Here is a 21,202-nt window from a genome sequence, read left to right as displayed (position 1 = left end):
ATTTCAATTGATAAAACAACACGGAAGAAACGATACAGGATTTTGCAAGCGTTTACATGGATCGGAGAATGACGACCAGTCTCTGTCCAGACGATTCAAGCATGCAGCCTGTCCGCCCGACGCCTTTTGAAGCTATGAGCTTCACCAGGAACCGGCCCCGCAGACCGCCGCGGCATGAAGATCGGCTGAATCTTGTATTGTGCTCCGTCTTTCGGCTCTTTCGAGATTGGATCCTGCGTGCCGAGCAGCGCCTCAATGGCCACACGCGCGACATCTTTGTGCGGAATTCGCACGGTCGTCAGCGGAGGCTCGGTAAAGGCGCTCAGTTGAATATCGTCGAACCCGATGATTGATATGTCCTGCGGGATTCTCAGTCCCGCCTCGAAGATCGCTCCCATGGCCCCGATCGCAGTCAGGTCGTTTGATGTCAGCACCGCAGTCGGTCGCTGCTCCAGCGCCAGGATGCGCTGCATCGCCCGGTACCCTCCATCTGGACGATGGTTGCCCTCCTGCACGTATTCCGCCTTCGCCGAGAGATGTTCGCGGGCGGAGCTCTCCATGAATGCCTGGTAGCGAGTCTTTGCCGAGTTGAGATTGAGCGGGCCGCTGATGAACGAGATATCTTTGTGTCCGAGCTGGGTCAGGTACTGCATGGCCATCTCGACTCCCGCTGGATAGTCGATGTTGATGCGGCTTATTCCGGGGGCTGGCTCTCCCGTGTCAAGGAACACCACGGGAATCTTGCGCTTCAGAAAGAAACTGATGACATGCTCGCTGATCTCCGAAGTCATGATGGCGACGCCGTCTACCTTCCGCTGAAGCATCCGCGTAACGCAGTGCATCGTGCGGTCGGGATCGTAGTCCGTGTTGGCGATCAGCACTTCTTTCCCTTGGCTTACAGCGATGTCCTCGAAGGCCTTTACCAGTTCCGGAAAGAAGGGGTTGGTGATGTCCGAGATAATCAGGCCGAGCAAATTACTGCGTCCGGAGCCCAGCGCGCGGGCGTTTGTATTCAGTACGAAGTTCAGAGTCTCCATCGCCTTACGTACTCGCGCAGCCGTGTCCGGACTCACCTTGGGCGAGCCGTTGATGGTGCGCGAGACCGTAGCCGTGGAAACGTTGGCGAGTTTTGCGACAGCCTTAATGTTCATAGGGAAGTTAGTTCAATGGAGCAAAATACGCATTCGAAGAATCTTGCTAAGATAGCGTGAATTCGGTTACATCGTCCATCCGTCCGCAAGAACAAACGATCTTCTTCAATAGATTCGATTGCGACCGACCGTCGCGGTAAAAGGTATGAGGTTCTTATCGATGTCAAAGTATTGCATGCTACAGGCTGTTCTCTCGGTGTTTCTGGTAACCGGTTCCATTGCAAACTCGGCAGCAGCACAGACACCAGCGTCCGAGGCTTCTTCCCCTCGTCCTCCGGCGACTCCGTTGATCACGCACGACCCCTATTTCAGCATCTGGTCTACCGCCGACCAACTGACCGACCGGCCGACCACTCATTGGACCGGCCATGATCAGCCTCTCATCGGCCTCGTTCGGATCGACGGAAAGCCCTTCCGTATCATGGGGCGAGATCCCTGGAATATCCCAGCCCTGCCTCAGACCAGCATGGAACTCACTCCTCTGCACACACGGTATCGCTTCGCCGGCGCTGGTATCGAGATCGAACTCAGCTTCTTCACCCCGGCATTTCTCGACGACATGGACCTAATGTCACGTCCTGTCACCTATGTGACGTGGACAAGTCACGCAACGGACGCAGCGCAGCACGATGTTTCGGTCTACCTCGACGCGGATGCGAACAGCGCCACGAGCTACGAGCACCAACCGGTCACCTTCTCACGCCAACAAACCGCCTCCGGGCAGTCTCTATCTGTCGGCACCCGCGACCAGGCCGTGCTCAATCGGTCCGGCGATGACCTTCGCATCGATTGGGGATACTTCCACCTCTGGGTGCCTTCAAACGAAACCTCTCAGACCTCAATCGCGCCCCATGCTGCGGACGAATTCGTTAGCACCGGGGTCCTTCCCAAAGCCGACTTTATGGACGGTGTCGTACCCAACGACCGCTCCGCACCTCACATCGCCGTCGCTCTCCCTCTCGGTTCCGTCGGAACTCAACCCGTCTCGCGTCATCTTCTCGTCAGCTACACGGAAGGCTTCGGCATTCAATACATGAACCGGAACCTGAGGCCTTATTGGCAGCGGCATGGCAAATCCGTCTCCGCGATGCTGGATGAGGCAGAGTCCGAATACGCGGCTCTTGACGAACGCGGCAACAAGTTCGACAAGGAATTGATTGCCGACCTCACCCGCACTGCAGGTGCACACTACGCCTGGCTCTGCACCCTCAGCTATCGCCAGTCCATTGCCGCCCACAAGCTGGTCGCGGACGCCGACAATCAACCCATGCTCTTCGCCAAGGAGAACTTCTCGAACGGCGACATCGCCACCGTCGACGTCCTCTATCCCTCGTCCCCGATCTTTCTCTTCTTCAATCCGCGCCTGCTCGAAGCACAGGTCTTCCCAGTACTCCAGTATGCGGCGATGACCGACCGCTGGCACTTTCCCTTCGCGCCGCATGATCTTGGACAGTACCCTCTCGCCAACGGACAGGAGTACGGCGGCGGCGAAAAGACCGAGGAAGACCAGATGCCCGTTGAGGAGACCGCAAACCTCATCATCCTGGTGGACGCCATCGCGCGCACCGAAGGATCGAGCTCACTTGGCGAACGTTTTTGGCCGCTGCTAACCCGGTGGGCCGAGTACCTGAAGATTCACGGTCTCGACCCCGAGACGCAGCTCACCACCGACGACTTCGCAGGTCACGTCGCCCACAATGCCAATCTCTCCATCAAAGCGATCGATGCCCTCGGTGCCTACGCCGATCTCGCTCACCTTCTCCATCACGATGCCGAAGCCAAGCAGTACGGAGCCATGGCGAAGACGATGGCTGGCCAGTGGGTGAAGATGGCCGCGGAAGGAGACCATTACAAGCTGGCCTTCAACAGCCCAGGAACTTGGAGCCAGAAGTACAACCTGGTATGGGACAAGCTGCTTGACTTCAACCTATTCCCGCCAAGCGTCCGCGAAAGCGAGATCGCCTTCTACAAGACGAAGCTGAACCGGTACGGCCTTCCGCTCGACAGCCGCAAAACCTACACCAAGAGCGACTGGACGTTATGGACTGCCACGCTCGCCGAGAAGCGGACGGACTTTGATGCTATCGTCGATCCTCTCTACACCTGGTCCACGGAGACAACCAGCCGCGTCCCGATGACGGACTGGTTCGATACCATCACAGGGAAACAGGAGAGCTTCCAGGCGCGTAGCGTGGTGGGCGGTCTCTTCGTCAAGGCACTCGACGACAAGGCGCTGGCGGCCAAGTGGCGCGCTCGCGCAACATCGTCTTCTCAACCAGCTACGCACTAACCGCTACTTCGATCAGGCCGCAGAGGTGAGAATCCTCCTCACTTTGCGGCCTGATCGGTCACGAGAAATTGCCGGAAGCTTGCCTGGTCTCCAGCCTTGCCGTCGACCACAAGCCCGATCCGCATCCCCGAATCCCACGGAAGCAGCCCTTTCAGGTTGACTGTCTCCCCCGCATGTATCCACGCGCCTGAGGCAATCTTATAACTGAAGCCTGCCTCCCCTGGAGTCATTGAAGCGACGCTGACCCATAGCGCTCCCGCTGGCGCGTCCATGGTCCATAGACTCCGCCGTTGACCGCGTTCCACCGACCATAGCTCCAGCTTTCCATCGTGCCGCGACAGGGTGACATCATTCTCCGCGCCGCCAATCAGTCCGACGCCTCCTTCGGCCGGGATCTCCACGGTGGCCTTGTAGGTGGGCGAGAGCAACGTCCTTGCCACAAAGCTTTGCGAAGCTCCCTCAGGCAAGGTCAATGTCAGCGCCCCCGAGGCCACCTGCACGTCAGGCTCATGCCCAATTGGCCATTTCCACTCGCCATCTAACTTCGTACCCGGGAATGAATCGCTCATGCCCACAGCCAGCTTGACTCCGGCTCGCAACGTCCCTGGACCGCGCCCCTGGTTTACCACCGGCCATCCCTGCGCGTCCCACTCAATCGAATCGATCACTGACTCGCGGCCGAGAAAGGCGAATCCCGATGTCGGGTAGGCGTGATAGAGAAACACGTCCTTGCCTTGTGATGTATGCACTGCCGTTCCGTGGCCGGGGCACTTCCACGCTCCATTGGGACGGATGATCGGATTCGCCGGATCTTTCTCCCATGGACCAAGCAGATGGTCGGCCCTTGCCACGCCCTCCGCATACTTGCACCCCGTTCCGCAGCAGGCGTTACCCGCATAAAACATGTAGAACTTCCCACCGTGGCGCATGATGTAAGGGGCCTCGACCACGCCGCCCTCCCAGCTCTCTGGCTCGTTGACGATCAACTGCGTCTTCTCGCCCGCAACGTGTATGAGGTCCTCGGCCAACGGTTGCGCAAAGATGGGGGTTAACTTGCCCTGCGAGTTGCCGTCCTCCTTCCAGATGAGAAACGGCTTGCCGCTTTCATCGCGAGCGAACGCCGGATCGATCGACCCGTCCTCTTGGCACATGATCGGTCCATGGTCCTCGTAATGGCCGTCCGGAGTCGAGGCAGTGGCGACTGCAACGCACAATCCTCCGCCACGCTTCCTGCCGACGTAGTAGACCAGCACTCGCCCTCCATCCGAGACCAACTCCGGCGCCCAGAAATCGCGATCCGCCCACTCCGGCGTGTGCTGAAAGATCGCGCCCGCCGACACCCAGTGCAGCAAATCTTCTGAGCGATAAAGAGAGAACTCTGGTGCCCAGTTCCCTGCTGTACTGGTCGTCCAATAAGTCTTTCCGACACGAATGATGGACGGGTCAGGATGATCGCCCGGGATGATGGGACTACTCAGGGTTCCATCAGTCTGCGCGAGAAGGCTTGCCGAAGCCATGATGAATGCGGCAAAGAGGGTTAGCATTCGAAGGATAAACAGCCTTCCCCTCGCAACTGGCTTCTCCGTGAGGAACTCAGCGTCTTTGCCACCGCGGTGCGCGTCGTTCCCAACCCAACTCACAATCATCTTTGTCTCCCGGCAACTATCTGAAGAACAACCGTTTGAGACTGGAATTAGTCCCCAGACGGCCCTTCTCGTCTTAGAGATACTACTGGAGGTGACCCGCTGCCGTAACCGCGGCGCAGACCTCTAGCGAATCAAACCTGCCGCCATCGCGTCTAATGGATAGATACATTTACGGTGCACGCAAAATGAACACCTTCAAATCGACCCTCCTCCTCACTGCCCTTACTCTGCTCCTAGTATTCATTGGAGACCGCCTGGGTGGACAGAACGGCATGGTTCTCGCTCTCATCCTGTCCGTCGCTCTGAACTTCTCGAGCTACTTCTTTTCGGACAAGATCGCCCTCTCCATCTATGGGGCACAGCCGGTTACGCGGGATCAACTTCCCCGCGTCTTTGCGGTCGTTGAGCGCCTCACCGCGAAGCAGGGTCTGCCGATGCCGAGGATCTACGTGATCCCTAACGAGTCCCCAAACGCCTTTGCGACAGGACGCAATCCTCAGCACGCTTCGGTCGCTGTGACCCAGGGCATCCTCCGTTTGCTGGATGACGAGGAGCTGGAGGGCGTGCTCGCTCACGAACTCGGCCACGTCAAGAACCGTGACATCCTCACCAGTTCGATCGCTGCGACGGTCGCTGGTGCCATCACCATGCTCGCGCGGATGGAATACTTTGCCGCGCTCTTCGGAGGACGAGGCAGCCGGGACCGCGGAGCTGCGGGCGGCATCTTTATGCTCATCCTTGCGCCGATTGCCGCGTCGCTTATTCAACTCGCCATATCGCGCTCACGCGAATACGAAGCCGACGCGACCGGGGCTCACGCAACAGGCAATCCCTACGCGCTTGCCCGTGCGCTGCAGAAGCTCGATGACTGCTCACGCCGTATCCCCATGCAGGCATCTGCAGCGAGCGCCCATCTTTTTATTGTCGCTCCCCTGCTTGGCGGCGGAGGCTTTGGGAACTTGTTCAGCACGCATCCGCCCATCAAGCTGCGCATTCAGCGCCTCATCGGGCGCGACCACGTCTAAGAGCGTCGCGGCTACCACGGCACCTGCGTCTGGATTTAAGATCGAAAGCATGCCCACACTGATCCGGTTCTTACGCCTGCTCTCGATCGTCGTCTGGGTAGGCGGAATCATCTTCTTCGCCTTCGTGCTCGCGCCGGTCGCCTTCTCCGTTCTCCCGTCCCAACATCAGGCAGGAAGTGTAGTCGGTGGCGCGCTTCGTGTCCTGGACATCCTGGGCCTCGTCTCGGGCGCGATCTTCTGGCTCACGACAGTTCTGCTCTTCCGGGAGTCTGATCCGGCCCACAAGAGACGTTATGAGATCCAGCTCTTGCTCTCCGCAGTCATGCTCTTAGCGACCGCTTACCTGCACGCCGGAATACTTCCCGCGATGGAGCAGGATCGCGTGCAAAGTGGCGGAGATATTGAAGCCGCGGCGAAGGACAATCCCGCAAAGATGCACTTCGAACAGCTGCATAAGCGCTCCGAACGCCTTGAAGGCGCGATCCTCTTCCTCGGGCTTGGCCTCGTTCTGCTGATCGCTCGTGAATCACCGCCGCAGACACAGTAAACTTGAAGCTTGATGAGATATCCCTATCCCAGCCCCTCGAAAGCCAGCTTGTCTCCCCCGACCCGCTGGGAGAGATAGGGAATGTCTACCTTCTGGCTCAGTCTTCTGCTCGGTCTTGGTGCCGGCCTCGCCGATTACCTCGGCGGTGTGCTGCTCGTCAGGCGCTCTCCGTCTGCGAAGGCGCTTCGCTACTTCGTTGCGCTCGGTTCCGGCTTCATGCTCTCCGCCGTCGTTCTCGAGATGTTGCCCGAGGGCATGAAGGCCAATCCGTCATGGGCACCCGCCCTGATGCTCATCGGGTACTGCGGTGTCCATCTACTCGAGCACACACTAGTTCCCCACTTCCACTTCGGAGAAGAGACGCATCATCACGAGTTCATCTCGGCCAAGACGAGCTATTCCGTTCTTCTGGGCCTGGCCACCCACACGTTCTTCGACGGTATCGCCATCGGCTCTGGTTTCGCTCTATCGCACTGGCTGGGCTGGGTGCTCTTCTTTGCGATTTTCCTGCACAAGATTCCCGAAGGCTTTACCGTCGCCAGCGTCATGCTCGCTGGTGGCCGCAGCAAGACCGCTGCAATGAACTCCGCGCTCTTTCTGGGCGCAACAACCGTCGCTGGAGTGCTCGTGATCAGTCTAGAGCCATCGTTGGTGAAGGCCGGCCTCCCGCTCTCGGCAGGCGTCACCTTCTATGTGGCCGCGACGGACCTGGTTCCCGAGGTTAATCGAGAACCAGGAATCCGGATGGCCCTGGTCTTTTTCCTTGGAGTGTTGATCTTCGTGCTGCTGCGTCAGTTCGCTCCGGCGTAGAACACCGGCCGGTTAGAACGTCACCGAAAGCCCAGCCTCGAGTGTCCTTGGCGACTGCGCGAGCACCAGCGTGCTGCCATCGGAGGAAAGAAATGGCTTGTACCCCTGCGCCAGAAGATTCGTGACATTCAGAGTACCTTCCAGCCCAGGCGGCAGAAGTCTTCCCATATGGATCGGCTGCCTGACAGCGAGGCTCAGGTAAGCCTGATCGCTGAAGGCCCGATAGGGATCAATCGCTGTGACCAGACCCGTCGGCTGCCAGCGATACGCCGCGCGCAGCTTTGTGCCACTCCGGATCAGGCGGCCTCTAACTGCAAACGTCGCGGACTGTCCGCTCGCGAGATATAACTGGTCCGAAGCCTCCGCCAGCGACATTCCATCTGCAACCTTCCTGCCTGACAACGCGGAACCGGTACTGTACTCAAGGGCTGCCCATAGTCCCGGTCCCAGCGGTTCGCTGACCATCAAATTCATACCGCCCGCAGAGTAACCCGACGCTAGAAACCGGAAGCTTGCCGTAGAAGGATCCTGCAGGACTCCAAACCCGCTGGCCCCGAGGGATTGCAGAACGGGTTCGCCGTCCGGGAGCACGCTCCGACCAGCCACTGCCGGATGATCCATCGCATCGTGGTAGTAGGTGACTTCCGCTACTCCATGGCCGAGCTTGCGGGAGACAGAAACCTCCTGATGCCGTCCATGCTCCGTCTCCATATGCGAGCCAGCGCAGACTGTCACGGGAAGATCGCGTTCCACCGCATCGAGGTCCCCAAAGCTCTGCAGCTCACGCGCCGTCGCCATGCGGTAGCCCACCGTCCAGTTTTCCGACGGCTGCACCGCAACTCGAAAGAATGGGTCCGCCCCCATCGCGGTTCCGACTGCTTTCACTGCATAAACTTCGCTGCCAACCTCAATTTTTACCGTGTCTCCAAGCGCGATCTGTTCCGCGCTCGCCATCTGGAACGTCGTGACCCCAATGCCATTCGTCGTACCACCCGAACTCAGCAACTCTGGATGTCCCTGGTAGCTGACGACAGTACGCACCGCACCGCCATATCCAAGTTTGCGTCCGAACCCAACCTCAACCTCCGTCGACGGCCCTACTCCCGCAGGCTCCGTCGGCGTGCCCACATCCATCCGTAGCATCAATTCGGAGCCGTCTGCGAGTTCACGGCCCTGCGCGAGGACACTGTGCGTCCCGCCGTGTCCGAAGCCGCCGTCGCCGCTCGTAAAGGTCGCTCGCGCCTGCGTCGAATCGCGCCGAGTTTCGGTCGCACTCGATGAGGTCAGGACACTCGTCGCTTCGCCCGTTTCGTCATCCGCCATACGCAGCATAGGGCGGTTTGCCGAGGACCGAAGAGTCCATTTCCATTCGTCACCCGGTTCGTCCGACTTCCGCCGCTCCGCAGGCAGCCAGGCCGAGGTATCGAATAGTGTCGCAAGCGTCAGATTAACAACCGACCACTTGCCCGGATGCAGCTGAAGATTGTCTTTCGATGTGGAGATAAAAAGCGCCGCAGAAGCCTGAACGGCGTATTTGCCTGGAATCAGGTTTGCAATCGAGTAGCGGCCATGGATGTCGGTAAAGGTGGTCCGCGGAACGTCCAGCCCGGCTGCCATCACCTGCACCAACGCCCCGGCCTGCGCGACACCTTGAACGTCGCGAACTACGCCGGTGACCGCTGCTGCGGGACTAACCTGGGCTGCGGCAGGAAGGCAAACTGCCACGCCGGTCAACAGAATTAGGGTCGTGCCGAGTTGATTGAATCTGATCTGCACAGAATGTCCCCTGTGCGCCGTTGGCCAGCTCCGAAGAATTGCCATTCGGGATGCTCTCCGAACCTCTGCCGATCGCGCGTTCAACCAGCTATCGAACTTCTCAACGTAGCTGCGCCGCCGTGGATCCATAGACCTCAAAAGCCGTGCCTAGTCGACCGTGAATGGTGCCGACTCGGCTACCTCTTGCTTCGAAATACCATCGTTGATTTTGATCGTCACCTTGTACTTCCCAGGCTGAAGGCTGGCGAGCGGCATGCTCTTCTCCAACGTCACCTGGTCTGCATTCGGACTCAGCTTGGATGTCAACTCCTGGGTCTGAAGCACGGCCTTGTTGGTGGCCATGTCCATCACCTGGTATTCGATGGTGGCATCGTTCTTCTTGCTCTTCTCATCGATTCCCAGATTATAAACCTGCATCCAGAAGTTGAGATTTTGTCCGCGATGAAAGGTAACCGGAATCGCCACGCCACTGGGTACTCGCGGGCGGATGCGAGTGTTACCAATGACAAAGTTCCCTGCTCCGATATCTTTGCTCGGCACGCGCTCCATCTGATCGGCAAGGATCAGCGAAGAAGTCGCGAGCTTGTCGTCGTCATACTTTGGAACATTGATGCTCCGACTCCAGGTGCCAACGTGGTCTGGATTGTTGACATCTTTAATCACGATATCCACGCGATACAGACCCGGGCGCAGAGGAAGCGACTTCCAATAAACCGACATATTGTTCTTCGAGCGCTGCAGCAATTCGCTCGGGGTCTGCACGCTAACCGTATCTTCAAATGTCTGGATCGGCTTGTGATTGAGGTTGGTTACGCGGCCAAGGATGTTGACCGTCCCCATCGCCACGCCATCCTTATTTGAAAACGTGATGTCGCTGTTGCGAAGCTGCAAAGTCAGCGGAACGAGGATCGTATCGTTCGTCACCTTCACATAGTCCGTGCGCACATCGAAGAGGAACGGAGGTCCTGTCAAAATCTTCGACGTGGTCAGGAACTGCTCCATGTCCTTGAACTTGATCGGAGGCGGAGCAAAGATCTTTGCGAACCGGTCAAGCCGGTCGAATTGCTTACTCTGGTTCATCGATGAAAATGGGCCGGCGCCAAGCTGTTCGATACCGCCACCAGAGAACCGGTCTGCCTTCTTCGACTGACCGTTCTGCTCAGACTGAGTCAGCCCAGCTCCAGGAACCGTCTTCAGAGCGTCCTTCTCGGAGCGGTCGATCGTCGCGTGATAGTCACCGCACATGCAGGTGTCGACGAACTCGATATCGACGTTATCGCCTACGCCTTCAAGGTAGCGGTAGTGCCATGTTTCAAATGGGAAGGTCGATGTCTCGCCGCCGCCCTCTTCCTGCGGACGCTGGTAGCTTCCACCGCTTGGGTGCGATTCGATGCTGTCCGGCTTGCCGTAAGCGATATAAATATGACCACGGTCGGTCTTCCATCCAGGCTTGCCAGCGGCAAAGTGCTCATCGGCATAGGCGATGCGGGCATAGTGTTCTTCGCGATACTCGTTATCCGGGGAATCAGGATTCGGATTGCGGCGCAGCCAGAACTGCTCGATGAACTGGTCACGCTCTTCATCGTTGCCCAGGCTCTTGAATGCTTGGAGTTCGGTGTCTGTGATGATCCAGTGAACGTCCTCGTCGATCCACTTCTTATAAACGCCGTGGAGTTCGCCCTTCAGGTCCTTCTGCTGCTTGAAGCGTTCTTTGTCCGTCAAACGCCGCTTTAGCGGGTCGGGCTTCTCTTCCGTCACTGGCCCTTTCGTGACACCATCGGCCGGAGCCGTGGTCTGGGCCTTCAAAGCGGGAACTAAAATACCTGCAGCGAACAGCAAAGCCAACAAGGAGGACGAGATGACGGGCAGAGACCGAGGGAAAGACTTCATAAAAAGGTGCTCCTGATTCAATCGCTATTGTAGCCCGCCGAAGGCACCCCGCGACAGTACAAGGGCATCAAATCCGCCACTTCCCCTGCTATCATCTCGGTACTCGAAAAAGGCAGCTTCAGGCGTTCTGAAGATCATCGGAGCACACTTGGGTTTTCTATCAGTAAGTCTGGAACTTGTAAGACTGCACTACCGTACCCGATGTGAGCAACAGGAATGCCCCACTCATCTCTCCAACGCAGCAACCGCACGCCATAGCCAGGCGTCGAGAAAGCCGGAATGAGCGCTAAGAAGATCATCATTATCGTCGTCGTTCTGCTGGTCGTGGCCGGAATCGTCTTCGGGACGATCCGCCACAATGCATCGAGCGTCACCAAGGTCTCCACCGCAAAGGTCTCCCGCCAGGACCTCACCTCGATCGTCAGCGGCACCGGCCAGATCAAGCCCAAGACCTACGTCAACATTGGCGCGACCGCCTTTGGCCGGATCACGCACCTGTACGTCAAGGAAGGCGATCACGTGAAGAAGGGGGCGACTCTTGCCACCCTCGAAAACGTTCAGCCGACCTCGATTGTCGCGGCCCAGGATGCGACAATCGCCTCCTCGAAGACCGACGTGAACTCCATGGTCGCCGCCGAACAGACCGCCGAGGCTAATATCACCCAGGCCAAGGCGGACCTTGTCCAGAAGAAGTTCGACTACGATCGCGCCCTTGCTCTCTACGAGGCGAAGCTCATCGCCAAGCAGGATTACGACGCGAAGAAGGCGGCTCTCGATGTAAGCGTCGCGACGCTCGCCCAGCGCCAGGCCGCCCTAGCGCAGTCGCGTGCCCAAACCGAGTCGCAACGAGCCAAAGTCAACCAGGCAGTTGCCAGCCAGCGTTCGAACTTCGATTCGCTCGACAAGACGATCAGCCGTGCTCCCTTTGACGGCCTCGTCACGAACGTCCCCGTCCGTGAAGGCGAGACCATGGTCACCGGCATCCAGAACGCTGAAGGCTCGACCCTGATGACCCTCGCGGACATGTCCGTCGTCACCGCCGAGGTCAAAGTCGACGAGACCGACATCGTTAACATCAAGCTGGACCAAACGGTTGATGTCACCGTCGATGCGCTTCCCGGACGCACTTTCAAGGGGCGCGTGACCAATGTCGGCGATCAGGCTCTGCTGCGGACTACTGGAATCGCCACCAGCCAGAGCACGACCGGAACCGAGGAAGCCAAGGACTTCAAGGTAGTCGTCACGATCGACGCCGGCGACTCCAACCTGGAAGATCTCCGCCCAGGCCTTTCGGCGACCGCAAAGATCACCACGGCTCACAAGCCCGATGCGCTCACCATTCCCATTCAGGCACTCGTCCAGCGCGACCCCACGGTGGAAAAGGCCCTCTTTGACAACGGAGGCAAGCCGCCGGCAGGCGCTCCAGTGGCGACATCTTCCAAGGAGAAGCCAAAGCCTCTGCAGGGCGTCTACATTCTCAGCAAGAATGCCAAGGGCAAACTCAGCGTGAACTTCGTCCCGGTCACGACCGGCGTCACCGGAAGCACTGACATCGAGATCCTGAGCGGCCTGAAAGAGGGCGACCAGATCGTTACCGGGAGATACAAGATTCTCCGAACGCTCGCCAGTGGGACTAAAGTTAAGGAAGACAACTCTGCCGAAGTCCCAACCGACAGCTAGCAGAGGAGTATCGACCTTGATACTGCGAGAACGGCAGATCCGGACGAGACCGTCGGAACCTTTGCCCGCAATTTCGCGTAGATAACATTGCTCGACCTATCGATCACGCGGAATTGCCGCGCGTCTAACTTGTACCGTTCACGATTTTTGCTTGCAGCAGAGATACACCGGAGAACCGGATGCCCACTGAAGTCCAGGAAATAGTCAGCGCAGAAGCCCACCCCAACGCCGGCGGTCCCGGTCCCGGAGACGTCATCGTCACCGACAATCTCTGGAAGACCTACGAGATGGGAGATCAGCAGGTGAACGCCCTGCGCGGCGTCAATCTCCGCATCAAGCACAACGAGTACGTCGCCATCATGGGACCATCGGGTTCGGGCAAGTCCACGCTGATGAACCTTATCGGGTGCCTCGACTCCCCAAGTAAAGGCAAGTACTGGCTCAACGGCCACAATGTTTCGGAGCTGAACGATGACGAACTCGCGCGCATCCGCAACAAGGAGATCGGCTTCGTCTTCCAGACGTTCAACCTTCTGGCTCGCGCGACCTCGCTGCATAACGTAGAGCTTCCCCTGATCTACAACGGCACTCCAGCTGCCGAGCGCATCGCCCGCGCCAAGGCAGTCCTCGAATCGGTCAACCTCGGCTCCCGCATGATGCACAAGCCGAACGAGCTCTCAGGCGGACAACGCCAACGCGTTGCGATCGCACGAGCGCTGGTGAACAAGCCGTCCATCATCCTCGCCGACGAGCCCACGGGAAACCTCGACTCGAAGACCGGTGTGGAGATCATGGCGCTCTTCGATGACCTCCACGCGAAGGGCAATACGATCGTTGTCGTCACCCACGAACCCGACATCGCCGAATACGCCCACCGTATCGTCACTATCCGCGACGGCGCGGTCGCCTCGGATCACCCATCCGCGCGAATGACCGCAGGCGGCTGAACTCCCACCCAGGCACTGGCCGGTCGGGTACTCTGGATAGGCGTCTGAGAATGCCTCAAGCTGCGACGCCGGGGACACCGATCTTGCTTGGACTAAAGAACGATGTGAATCTTCTGGCTGACTACGACCCGTCGTGGGTCGATGCCTATGCTGAAGAAAAAGCTCGCCTCGATGTCGCGCTCGGTGACGTCGCCAAGGCAATCGAACACTTTGGCTCGACGTCGGTTCCCGGAATGCGGGCCAAGCCGATCCTCGACATCATCGTTGGCGTCAGCCCTTTTGGAGATTGGGAGCGCTGCAAAGCTCCCCTCGAATCCTTAGGTTACGACTTCGTCGCCAACGCCGGCATCCCTCGCCATCACATCTTCGGTCGCGGCCACGACCTCACCGAACGCACGCACATCCTGCATATCGTGGACTACGATACGGAAGAGTGGAGCCTCAATCTAGCTTTCCGCGACGCCCTGCGCACGGATGCTGCCCTTCGTACGAAGTACCGTGCCGAGAAAGAACGTGCTGCTGCCGCGGCACCAGAAGGCCGCGCCCGCTACACCGCGCTCAAGAGTTCCTTCATCTCTGGAATGAAGAGCAGGCTGGCAGCCATCATGCGTCCATTCACAAGCGCGTAATGTGTTACGCCGCGCGCGAGCTGGATAGCCTGCCAAAACTCTCCTCGCCAATATCCTTCTGGACCTTCGCGCATCTAAAATGAAGTATGTCGACTTCGCGCCGCAGATTTTTAATCGCAACGATTGCCGCGCTTCTCGTCTCAACCGCCCCCGCACATGCAGACCCGGCGCGATTCGACCTCGCAGGTCCAAAGGTCGAAGTTCGCGTGACACGCGACGGCGTCACTCTTCCCGTTGCCCAGGTGCCGAATCTCAAGGTCGGCGATAAGATCTGGCTGCATCCCGATTTCCCGCCAAGCCAGTCGGTGAAGTACCTCTTAGTAGCCGCGTTTCTGCGCGGCACAACTAATCCCCCGCCTGACAACTGGTTCACCCGCATCGAGACATGGAACAAGGGTGTTCAGAGCGAAGGTGTCTTCATCACCGTTCCGCCGGAGGCCCAGCAGGTCATCCTCTTTCTCGCCCCTGAAACCGGTGGCGACTTCACTACGCTTCGCTCCGCCGTCAAAGGCCGTCCCGGCATCTTCGTTCGAGCGTCGCAGGACTTGAACGAAGCTGGCTTCGAGCAGGCACGTATCGAGAAGTATCTCGAGAGCATGAAGACCGTCGATCCCAACGACGCCAAGGCACTCTCAGAACACTCCACGCTCCTCGCCCGCACACTGGCTCTGAAGCCCAACGAAAACTGCTTCAAGCAGCCCGTCGATGCACAGTACAACTGCCTCACTCAATCCGGCAACCAACTCCTGCTTGATGACGGCCACGGCCAGACCGTCGCAGCGGCGCTCTCAAATGGCCCTTCCAGTGACTTCATCCTTCAGGCAAGCAACACGTCCCTGGTCGGCGGAGGTCTCTACAGCGCCTATGTCGGCGCGATCGTCGACCTGGTCCGTCTGACCGCTAGCCTGCATACAGCCCAATATCAGTACATTCCGGCCATTGCATTCCCCAGCGATCAGCAACTGAATCTACGTCTGAACGCGCCGCCCTCGTTCCACAACCCGAAGTCGGTCATCGTCATCGGCCTCCCCGGCATCCAGGCGGCAACGCCGCCTCCGCTTCGCGCTGCCGACCCGAAACAGGTAGCCTGCCTACTTCGCCCCGATCTCGTCCTTGGCCTCGAGGGAGCTCCGCTTGTCTATTCCACCTCCTTCGCCCACGAACTGACGCTTCACGTCAATTCAGAAGACCGCATCCCGGATGTTCCTCTGGCTCCCGATGCCTTTCGCGGTGGCCTGATCGTGAATCACGAGAGGCATCGGGAGATGCTTCCCGTATCCACGCCGGACGACGCGGGAATTGTGACAGTGCCGACTACCAAGTCCACCGACGACCCGAAAGCCGCCACTTCCGCTGATGCAAAGCCCGTTCCCAAGGCGGTCTTCCCTCCAGGGACGCTGACCGGCACTGTGAGCGGCATGTGGGGATTTGACCACTTCACCGGCCCCACGCTCCCGCTTCAGAATGTCCCCGGCAAGGGTTGGAAGCTGGTTACAACGGACCCGCTCATCGTTGGGCAAGACAATCACCTCACCCTGGCTTCTAGCGGCACTGCGTGCGTTCAGGCCATCATCTCCGACTCCGTCCCAGGGACCGAGACGAAGCTCGATTGGAAGCGAGCCGATAAGCCCGACGAGATTTCGCTGAACCTTCCACTGAAATCCCTGAACAAGGACACGGTTGAGCTCGCCATCAAGCAGTATGGCGCACCCGCACTCGATAAAGTGACCGCCAAGACCTACTCGGAGCCGGCCAAGCTCGAGTCCTTGAATCTCCATGCAGGCGATTCCACGGCAGTTTTGTCAGGTACCAGCCTCGACCAGGTCAAGCAGCTGGAGCTCAAAGGCATCATCTTCACTCCCACTCCGAGCCACGATGCTCCGCAGGCAAGCGAATCGAAGGGCGACCTGCAGCTGTCGCTCGATACGAAGACGAGCGACGCGAAGGCAATCGACAGCAAGAACTCTGCTCCCAAACTCTCCCCCGGCGATAAGTTGACCGCGACAGCCACGTTGAAGGACGGTCGTACCCTGACGCTGCCCTTCACCGTAGGAAGCGCCCGCCCATCCATCACCCTTCTAAGCAAAGGAATCGATCAAGCGAAGAGCTCGCCCATCCACCTCTCGCCTGACGATCTCCCGATAAACGACAAGCTGACGTTCTTCCTGAAGTCCGCCGACAACTACCCGCGCGGCCAGCAGATCGAGATCGCCAGCACCGACGACTCACTTCACACCAAGCTGGGCATCGCGGACGGCACACTCGTCCTCCAGAACAAGCACACCGTTCTTGCGACCCTCGAGCCGCTCAAGGTCTTCGGCCCATCAGCCTTCGGTCCGCTTCGTCTGCGGGCCATCGCACCCGACGGCACCACCGGCGAATGGATTCCCCTGGCCACGATCGTTCGGCTGCCTACGCTGACCGATCTGCACTGCCCCACCCGCGTGCGTCAGCAGCCCTGCACCCTCGAAGGATCGGACCTCTATTTGGTTGACGCATTTTCCACGGATCAGGCCTTCACCACGCCTACCGAAGTCCCCGAAGGATTTGTGGGCAATACGATCAGCATCCCCCATCCCGGCGCTGACACGACCTTTTATGTCCGTCTGCGCGACGATCCGTCCACTACGAATCAGGTGACGTTGCCGGTTCTGCCTCTATCCACTCCACCGCAGCCTGCACCACCAGCAAGCTCATCCGTGCCCGCACAGCCGTCGGCGGCGACTGCTGTAATTCCGCCGACGAAGTAAACAGCTTTAGCAAGCCTTGTCTAGTTCACCTCACGAGAGAGGGTTGGGGACAAGGGTGAGCGCCTCATCCCGCGTGTCGCTGCCTCTTGCGACGGATGGAACACTCTTGCGAAACACAAACCGCACCCCACCGCGTAGACGCAAAAGGCCCGGCATCGCTGCCGGGCCTTTGCATCTCCGCTTCTTGTACTTCTTTGTCTTGTTACTCGACTTGACCCGCTAGCTCTCTTTGCAGCTTGCTATGCTTCCTGCCGTAGAAGTAGTAGACCACCAGGCCGATCGCCATCCAGCCGATCAGACGGTACCAGTTGGCCGCGCCAAGCTCAACCATCATGTAGCCATTGAATAAAATCCCAAGGATGGGAATCAACGGCACCAGCGGCGTCTTGAACGGCCGGTGACGATCAGGATCCTTCCTGCGCAGCACGATCACCGCGATGCACACGATGACGAACGCGAAGAGTGTCCCGATATTCACCATCTTGCCAATGGCGTCGATCGGTGTCACTGATCCCACCAGCGCGGCTAGCAGCCCTGCGAGAATGGTCCCCTTCCATGGCGTCCTGAAACGCGGATGGATCGCTGCGAAGAATCCCTTCGGCAACAGTCCGTCCTTTGCCATCGAATACAGCACGCGGCTTTGGCCCAGCAACATCACCAGCATGACGCTCGTGAGTCCCGCCAGCGCTCCGATGGTGATCACGTTTGCCGCAGAGTTCAAGTTGCGGTCAAGGAACGCTCGCGAGATCGGAGCCTCGATGTTGATCTCAGGCCAGTAGACCATTCCGGTGAGAACAGCAGCCACGCCGATATACAAGAGCGTGCAGATGGCCAATGAAGCGATGATCCCGATGGGCATGTCGCGTTGCGGGTTCTTGGCCTCCTGGGCGGTCGTCGAAACGGCGTCGAAGCCGATGTACGAAAAGAACACCAGACCTGCCGCCAGACCGATACCGCCGACTCCGAACGGCGCAAACGTGTGCCAGTCCGATCCCCAGTTTGCCTTGTTTACATAGTGCGATCCCAGGCCGAGCACGAACAGCACCACGCCGACCTTCAACATCACAATGCCCGCGTTGAAGTTCGCCGACTCCTTGATTCCGATCACCAGGACCGTCGTGATCACCAACGCGATCAGGAACGCCGGAAGATTGAATCCGATCTCCACGCCAAAGATCGTTGGCGCATTCAGCAGAGCGTGAGCCTGCGCTATGAGTGCCGCCGACGGGGCCGCAAGCAATGCCGAAAGCGCGTCACTGAACGCCTTCGTGCCGGGAGTCAACTCAGGATTCGTTGCATGAACCGACTGCCGCGCTACGATGTCGAACGCCTTCTTCAACCCGGTCCAGTGGTCATACGCCAGCCATAACGGAAACTTCAGGTTGAAGATGGCCAGAAACTCAACGAACGTGTTCGACCAGCCGGAACTCACCGTGCTCGCGCCCATCGCATACTCGAGCGTCAGGTCCCAGCCGATGATCCATGCGAAGATCTCGCCCAGCGTCGCATAGGCATACGTATAGGCCGATCCGGCCAGCGGAATCATCGCCGCAAACTCCGCATAGCAGAGGCCCGCGAACGCGCATCCCAGTCCCGATAGCACGAACGCCAGCATCAGCGCGGGTCCCGCAGTGTGCGCACCCAAACCGCTCAGAACAAAGATTCCAGCGCCTATGACAGCGCCGATTCCTAAGGCGGTCAGCGCAAATGGCCCAAGCGAACGTTCCAGTGTCTGCGATCCCTCTTCATTGGCCTCGGCCATTAAGGAGGTCATCGTCTTTTTTGCAAGCAGGTTCGCCATCGTGGCCTGGTTCTCCCTTTTATCTCTTCCGTATTTGTCTTCAGACTTACAAAACTTCCGGTTCCGGCGTCATGGCCGAACCGCTTCTCTTCCACAGCAGGTACACCGGAACGCCGATCAAAACGATTATCAGGCCCGGCCAAGTGTACTGAGGTTTGTAACGCAATAGTACGACACAAATCCAAGCGGCCATCGCGATATAGACCGCCGGCAGCACCGGATAGCCGAACGCCTTGTACGGTCTCACCGCGTCCGGCCGCGTCCTCCGCAGAACAAACAAGCCCACAATCGTCAGGATGTAGAAGATCAGCACCGCGAAGATCACGTAGTCGAGCAGTTGCCCATAGCTCCCCGAAAGACAAAGCAGGCAAGTCCAGGCCCACTGCACCCACAGCGAGTTCACCGGCGTATTCGACTTCGGGCTCAGCTTGCCGACACTCTTGAAGAAGAGCCCGTCCCGGCTCATCGCGTAGTAGACACGCGCGCCGGCGAGCAGCATCCCATTGACGCAGCCAAACGTCGAGATGAGGATGGCTCCTGCCATCAGCTTCGCGCCGACGCCTCCAAACACAGCCTCCATCACCGCGGTCGCGACCCGATCCTCTGAGGCGTATTGAATCCCGCGCCCAGCCAGAGTCGTTGCGTTTGCACTTCCCACCAGCGGAAGCGCGCTCAAGTAGACGAAGTTGCAGAGGATATACAGAAGCAGGACCACGCCGGTTCCGATCGCAAGCGATAGCGGGAGGTTCCGCTTGGGGTTCCGAATCTCTCCCGCCGTAAACGTCACATTGTTCCATGCATCGGCCGAGAACAGCGACCCCACCTGCACGACGGCCACGACTGTCATCACGCCGACCAGCACTGTGGGTCCGCTGGCACCGATCTGCACCGGATGTTGCGCCGACAACCCGGAGCCAGCCCAGAACTGATGCCAGCCATCCCCAAAGTTTGCGGCAATCGCACCCGCGTTTTTCGCGAGCGCACCCACCATTACCACCGCCGCCAGCGCAACGATCTTTGCCGACGTGAAGACGTTCTGAACCGCCGCGCCCAGCTTCACGCCCAGCGTATTCGTGAACGTCAGCAGCGTAATGATCCCAATAGCCACAAGGTTCGCTGTGTTCAGCCCGATCGTTCCCGAGCCCACATGCCAGATCCAGTTGGTCGTGCTCACACCTGGAATGAACACCCCAAGAAACTTCCCAAAGCCAACGCCAACCGCCGCAATCGTCCCTGTCTGGATCACCAGGAAGAGCGTCCACCCATATAGAAATCCCCACAGCGGCCCCAGCGACTCGCGCAGATACACATACTGACCGCCCGCCTTAGGCATCATCGCCGCCAGTTCGCCGTAGCTCAGCGCACCGATGATCGTCATCGCCGCCGTCACCAGCCACGCCGCAATCAGCAGCGCCGGCGACCCCAGCGTCCGCGACATATCCGCCGACACGATAAAGATCCCCGACCCGATCATCGACCCCATTACGATCGCCGTGGCGGAGAACAGCCCCATCCCCTGCACAAAGTGCGGGGTTCCACCACCTGAAACCTTGTCATCCTTCGCTGAAGGCGGAGGATCTGCCTCTGTCTTTGTCGTTAGCGGAATTGTCACGTTCCCCAGTTCTACCCCAAAATCTCGAGAAAGTCCCGCGCCACCTTCTCGACACTCTCGCCCGGTACAAACAACCCGCTGATCACCGCCACCGAATCGGCCCCGGCCTCGATCACGGACCGCGCATTCTCCCGCGTAATCCCGCCAATCGCCACCAGAGGCTTCGTCGTCATCGCCCGCGCGCGCCTTACCCCGTCAAGCCCCACCACCACCGCCGCATCAAGTTTTGTCCCGGTAGCGAACACCGGCCCAATCGCCACATAGTCCGCCGCCCCCGCATCCGCCGCAATCACCTGCGCCTCGTTATGCGTTGAAATGCCAACGATCCTGCCCGAACCTATGACGGTCCTTGCATCTTCAGGCGACAGATCCTCCTGACCCACATGCACCCCATCCCACTCGGCAAGCACCGCCAGATCGCTCCGATCATTCATGATGAGCGTGGCGTCGCTTCCTGCAAAGGCCTCCGCAATAACAACAGCATTCCGCAGAATCGTCTGTGGCCCAGCATCCTTATCGCGATACTGAAGCAGCGTCACACCTGCCGCTCGAAGCTCATTCGCAAAGTTTGCAAGACTGACTTCTCGCGACAGGAGCATACCGGCATCAGCGATCACGTAGAGACGAGGAAGGGCTTTCACGGACCGT

The 21,202-nt window shown here is 59.0% G+C and carries 15 protein-coding genes; 8 read left to right on the top strand and 7 right to left on the bottom strand.

Translation table 11 applies throughout. The features are described from left to right. Nucleotides 1-95: 95 nt before the first annotated feature. Nucleotides 96-1,151 carry a LacI family DNA-binding transcriptional regulator gene (locus HDF16_RS12235; protein ID WP_184216946.1) on the bottom strand — a complete coding sequence of 352 codons (1,056 nt, stop codon included), beginning with the start codon at nucleotides 1,149-1,151 and terminating at the stop codon, nucleotides 96-98. 160 nt (nucleotides 1,152-1,311) lie between these two features. Between HDF16_RS12235 and HDF16_RS12230 the strand changes: the two genes are divergently transcribed. Beyond that, nucleotides 1,312-3,441: a glutaminase family protein gene (locus tag HDF16_RS12230; RefSeq protein WP_184216944.1), complete on the top strand. Its 2,130-nt coding sequence runs from the start codon at nucleotides 1,312-1,314 to the stop codon at nucleotides 3,439-3,441. A 38-nt stretch (nucleotides 3,442-3,479) separates the two neighbouring features. On the opposite strand, the gene HDF16_RS12225 is transcribed toward HDF16_RS12230, so the two are convergent. Then, the gene (locus tag HDF16_RS12225) at nucleotides 3,480-5,087 is read right to left on the bottom strand and encodes a glycoside hydrolase family 43 protein (RefSeq protein ID WP_184216942.1); all 1,608 of its coding nucleotides are present in this window, start codon (nucleotides 5,085-5,087) and stop codon (nucleotides 3,480-3,482) included. 185 nt (nucleotides 5,088-5,272) lie between these two features. On the opposite strand from HDF16_RS12225, the gene HDF16_RS12220 reads away from it, so the two are divergent. From HDF16_RS12220 to HDF16_RS12210, 3 genes are all read left to right on the top strand, one after another. Further along, entirely contained in the window at nucleotides 5,273-6,112 is an 840-nt protein-coding gene (locus tag HDF16_RS12220; RefSeq protein ID WP_184216940.1) for a zinc metalloprotease HtpX, read from the top strand. Between the two features lie 49 nt (nucleotides 6,113-6,161). Continuing rightward, a complete protein-coding gene (locus tag HDF16_RS12215; RefSeq protein WP_184216938.1) occupies nucleotides 6,162-6,659 on the top strand; it encodes a DUF4149 domain-containing protein in 498 nt (165 codons plus the stop codon). 81 nt (nucleotides 6,660-6,740) lie between these two features. Next, nucleotides 6,741-7,469 carry a ZIP family metal transporter gene (locus HDF16_RS12210; protein WP_184216936.1) on the top strand — a complete coding sequence of 243 codons (729 nt, stop codon included), beginning with the start codon at nucleotides 6,741-6,743 and terminating at the stop codon, nucleotides 7,467-7,469. Nucleotides 7,470-7,481: 12 nt separating this feature from the next. Here HDF16_RS12210 and HDF16_RS12205 read toward each other — a convergent pair whose 3' ends face one another. Both HDF16_RS12205 and HDF16_RS12200 read right to left on the bottom strand, forming a co-directional pair. After that, complete coding sequence (locus HDF16_RS12205) at nucleotides 7,482-9,245, bottom strand: carboxypeptidase regulatory-like domain-containing protein (RefSeq protein WP_184216934.1); 1,764 nt, start codon at nucleotides 9,243-9,245, stop codon at nucleotides 7,482-7,484. A gap of 147 nt (nucleotides 9,246-9,392) precedes the next feature. Continuing rightward, nucleotides 9,393-11,135 carry a GWxTD domain-containing protein gene (locus HDF16_RS12200; RefSeq protein WP_184216932.1) on the bottom strand — a complete coding sequence of 581 codons (1,743 nt, stop codon included), beginning with the start codon at nucleotides 11,133-11,135 and terminating at the stop codon, nucleotides 9,393-9,395. Between the two features lie 279 nt (nucleotides 11,136-11,414). Between HDF16_RS12200 and HDF16_RS12195 the strand changes: the two genes are divergently transcribed. From HDF16_RS12195 to HDF16_RS12180, 4 genes are all read left to right on the top strand, one after another. Further along, nucleotides 11,415-12,815 carry an efflux RND transporter periplasmic adaptor subunit gene (locus HDF16_RS12195; protein ID WP_184216930.1) on the top strand — a complete coding sequence of 467 codons (1,401 nt, stop codon included), beginning with the start codon at nucleotides 11,415-11,417 and terminating at the stop codon, nucleotides 12,813-12,815. A gap of 179 nt (nucleotides 12,816-12,994) precedes the next feature. Next, on the top strand, nucleotides 12,995-13,762 hold the full coding sequence (locus tag HDF16_RS12190; RefSeq protein ID WP_281383457.1) for an ABC transporter ATP-binding protein: 768 nt from the start codon (nucleotides 12,995-12,997) through the stop codon (nucleotides 13,760-13,762). 50 nt (nucleotides 13,763-13,812) lie between these two features. Continuing rightward, on the top strand, nucleotides 13,813-14,391 hold the full coding sequence (locus tag HDF16_RS12185; protein WP_184216928.1) for a GrpB family protein: 579 nt from the start codon (nucleotides 13,813-13,815) through the stop codon (nucleotides 14,389-14,391). A gap of 86 nt (nucleotides 14,392-14,477) precedes the next feature. Then, complete coding sequence (locus HDF16_RS12180; protein ID WP_184216926.1) at nucleotides 14,478-17,141, top strand: hypothetical protein; 2,664 nt, start codon at nucleotides 14,478-14,480, stop codon at nucleotides 17,139-17,141. 202 nt (nucleotides 17,142-17,343) lie between these two features. Here HDF16_RS12180 and HDF16_RS12175 read toward each other — a convergent pair whose 3' ends face one another. The 3 genes from HDF16_RS12175 to thiE all read right to left on the bottom strand — a co-directional run bounded on the left by HDF16_RS12175 (nucleotide 17,344) and on the right by thiE (nucleotide 21,195). Then, nucleotides 17,344-18,942, bottom strand: a complete 1,599-nt coding sequence (locus tag HDF16_RS12175; protein ID WP_184216924.1) for an amino acid permease — start codon at nucleotides 18,940-18,942, stop codon at nucleotides 17,344-17,346. A 46-nt stretch (nucleotides 18,943-18,988) separates the two neighbouring features. Then, entirely contained in the window at nucleotides 18,989-20,455 is a 1,467-nt protein-coding gene (locus HDF16_RS12170; RefSeq protein ID WP_184217510.1) for an APC family permease, read from the bottom strand. Nucleotides 20,456-20,565: 110 nt separating this feature from the next. After that, entirely contained in the window at nucleotides 20,566-21,195 is a 630-nt protein-coding gene (thiE, locus tag HDF16_RS12165) for a thiamine phosphate synthase (RefSeq protein ID WP_348641311.1), read from the bottom strand. Nucleotides 21,196-21,202 lie beyond the last annotated feature (7 nt).

This window comes from Granulicella aggregans (assembly GCF_014203275.1).
Classification (GTDB): Bacteria; Acidobacteriota; Terriglobia; order Terriglobales; family Acidobacteriaceae; genus Edaphobacter.
Note: the sequence above shows the minus strand (reverse complement) of the source record. Positions and strands in the feature narration are given on the sequence as shown.

Coding starts and splice junctions, on each gene's coding strand:
- HDF16_RS12195 (WP_184216930.1), top strand. CDS start 11,415: ATGAGCGCTAAGAAGATCATCATTATCGTCGTCGTTCTGCTGGTCGTG.
- HDF16_RS12220 (WP_184216940.1), top strand. CDS start 5,273: ATGAACACCTTCAAATCGACCCTCCTCCTCACTGCCCTTACTCTGCTC.
- HDF16_RS12230 (WP_184216944.1), top strand. CDS start 1,312: ATGTCAAAGTATTGCATGCTACAGGCTGTTCTCTCGGTGTTTCTGGTA.
- HDF16_RS12170 (WP_184217510.1), bottom strand. CDS start 20,455: ATGGGGCTGTTCTCCGCCACGGCGATCGTAATGGGGTCGATGATCGGG.
- HDF16_RS12190 (WP_281383457.1), top strand. CDS start 12,995: ATGCCCACTGAAGTCCAGGAAATAGTCAGCGCAGAAGCCCACCCCAAC.
- HDF16_RS12210 (WP_184216936.1), top strand. CDS start 6,741: ATGTCTACCTTCTGGCTCAGTCTTCTGCTCGGTCTTGGTGCCGGCCTC.
- HDF16_RS12235 (WP_184216946.1), bottom strand. CDS start 1,151: ATGAACATTAAGGCTGTCGCAAAACTCGCCAACGTTTCCACGGCTACG.
- HDF16_RS12225 (WP_184216942.1), bottom strand. CDS start 5,087: ATGATTGTGAGTTGGGTTGGGAACGACGCGCACCGCGGTGGCAAAGAC.
- HDF16_RS12215 (WP_184216938.1), top strand. CDS start 6,162: ATGCCCACACTGATCCGGTTCTTACGCCTGCTCTCGATCGTCGTCTGG.
- HDF16_RS12200 (WP_184216932.1), bottom strand. CDS start 11,135: ATGAAGTCTTTCCCTCGGTCTCTGCCCGTCATCTCGTCCTCCTTGTTG.
- HDF16_RS12185 (WP_184216928.1), top strand. CDS start 13,813: ATGCCTCAAGCTGCGACGCCGGGGACACCGATCTTGCTTGGACTAAAG.
- HDF16_RS12175 (WP_184216924.1), bottom strand. CDS start 18,942: ATGGCGAACCTGCTTGCAAAAAAGACGATGACCTCCTTAATGGCCGAG.
- HDF16_RS12180 (WP_184216926.1), top strand. CDS start 14,478: ATGTCGACTTCGCGCCGCAGATTTTTAATCGCAACGATTGCCGCGCTT.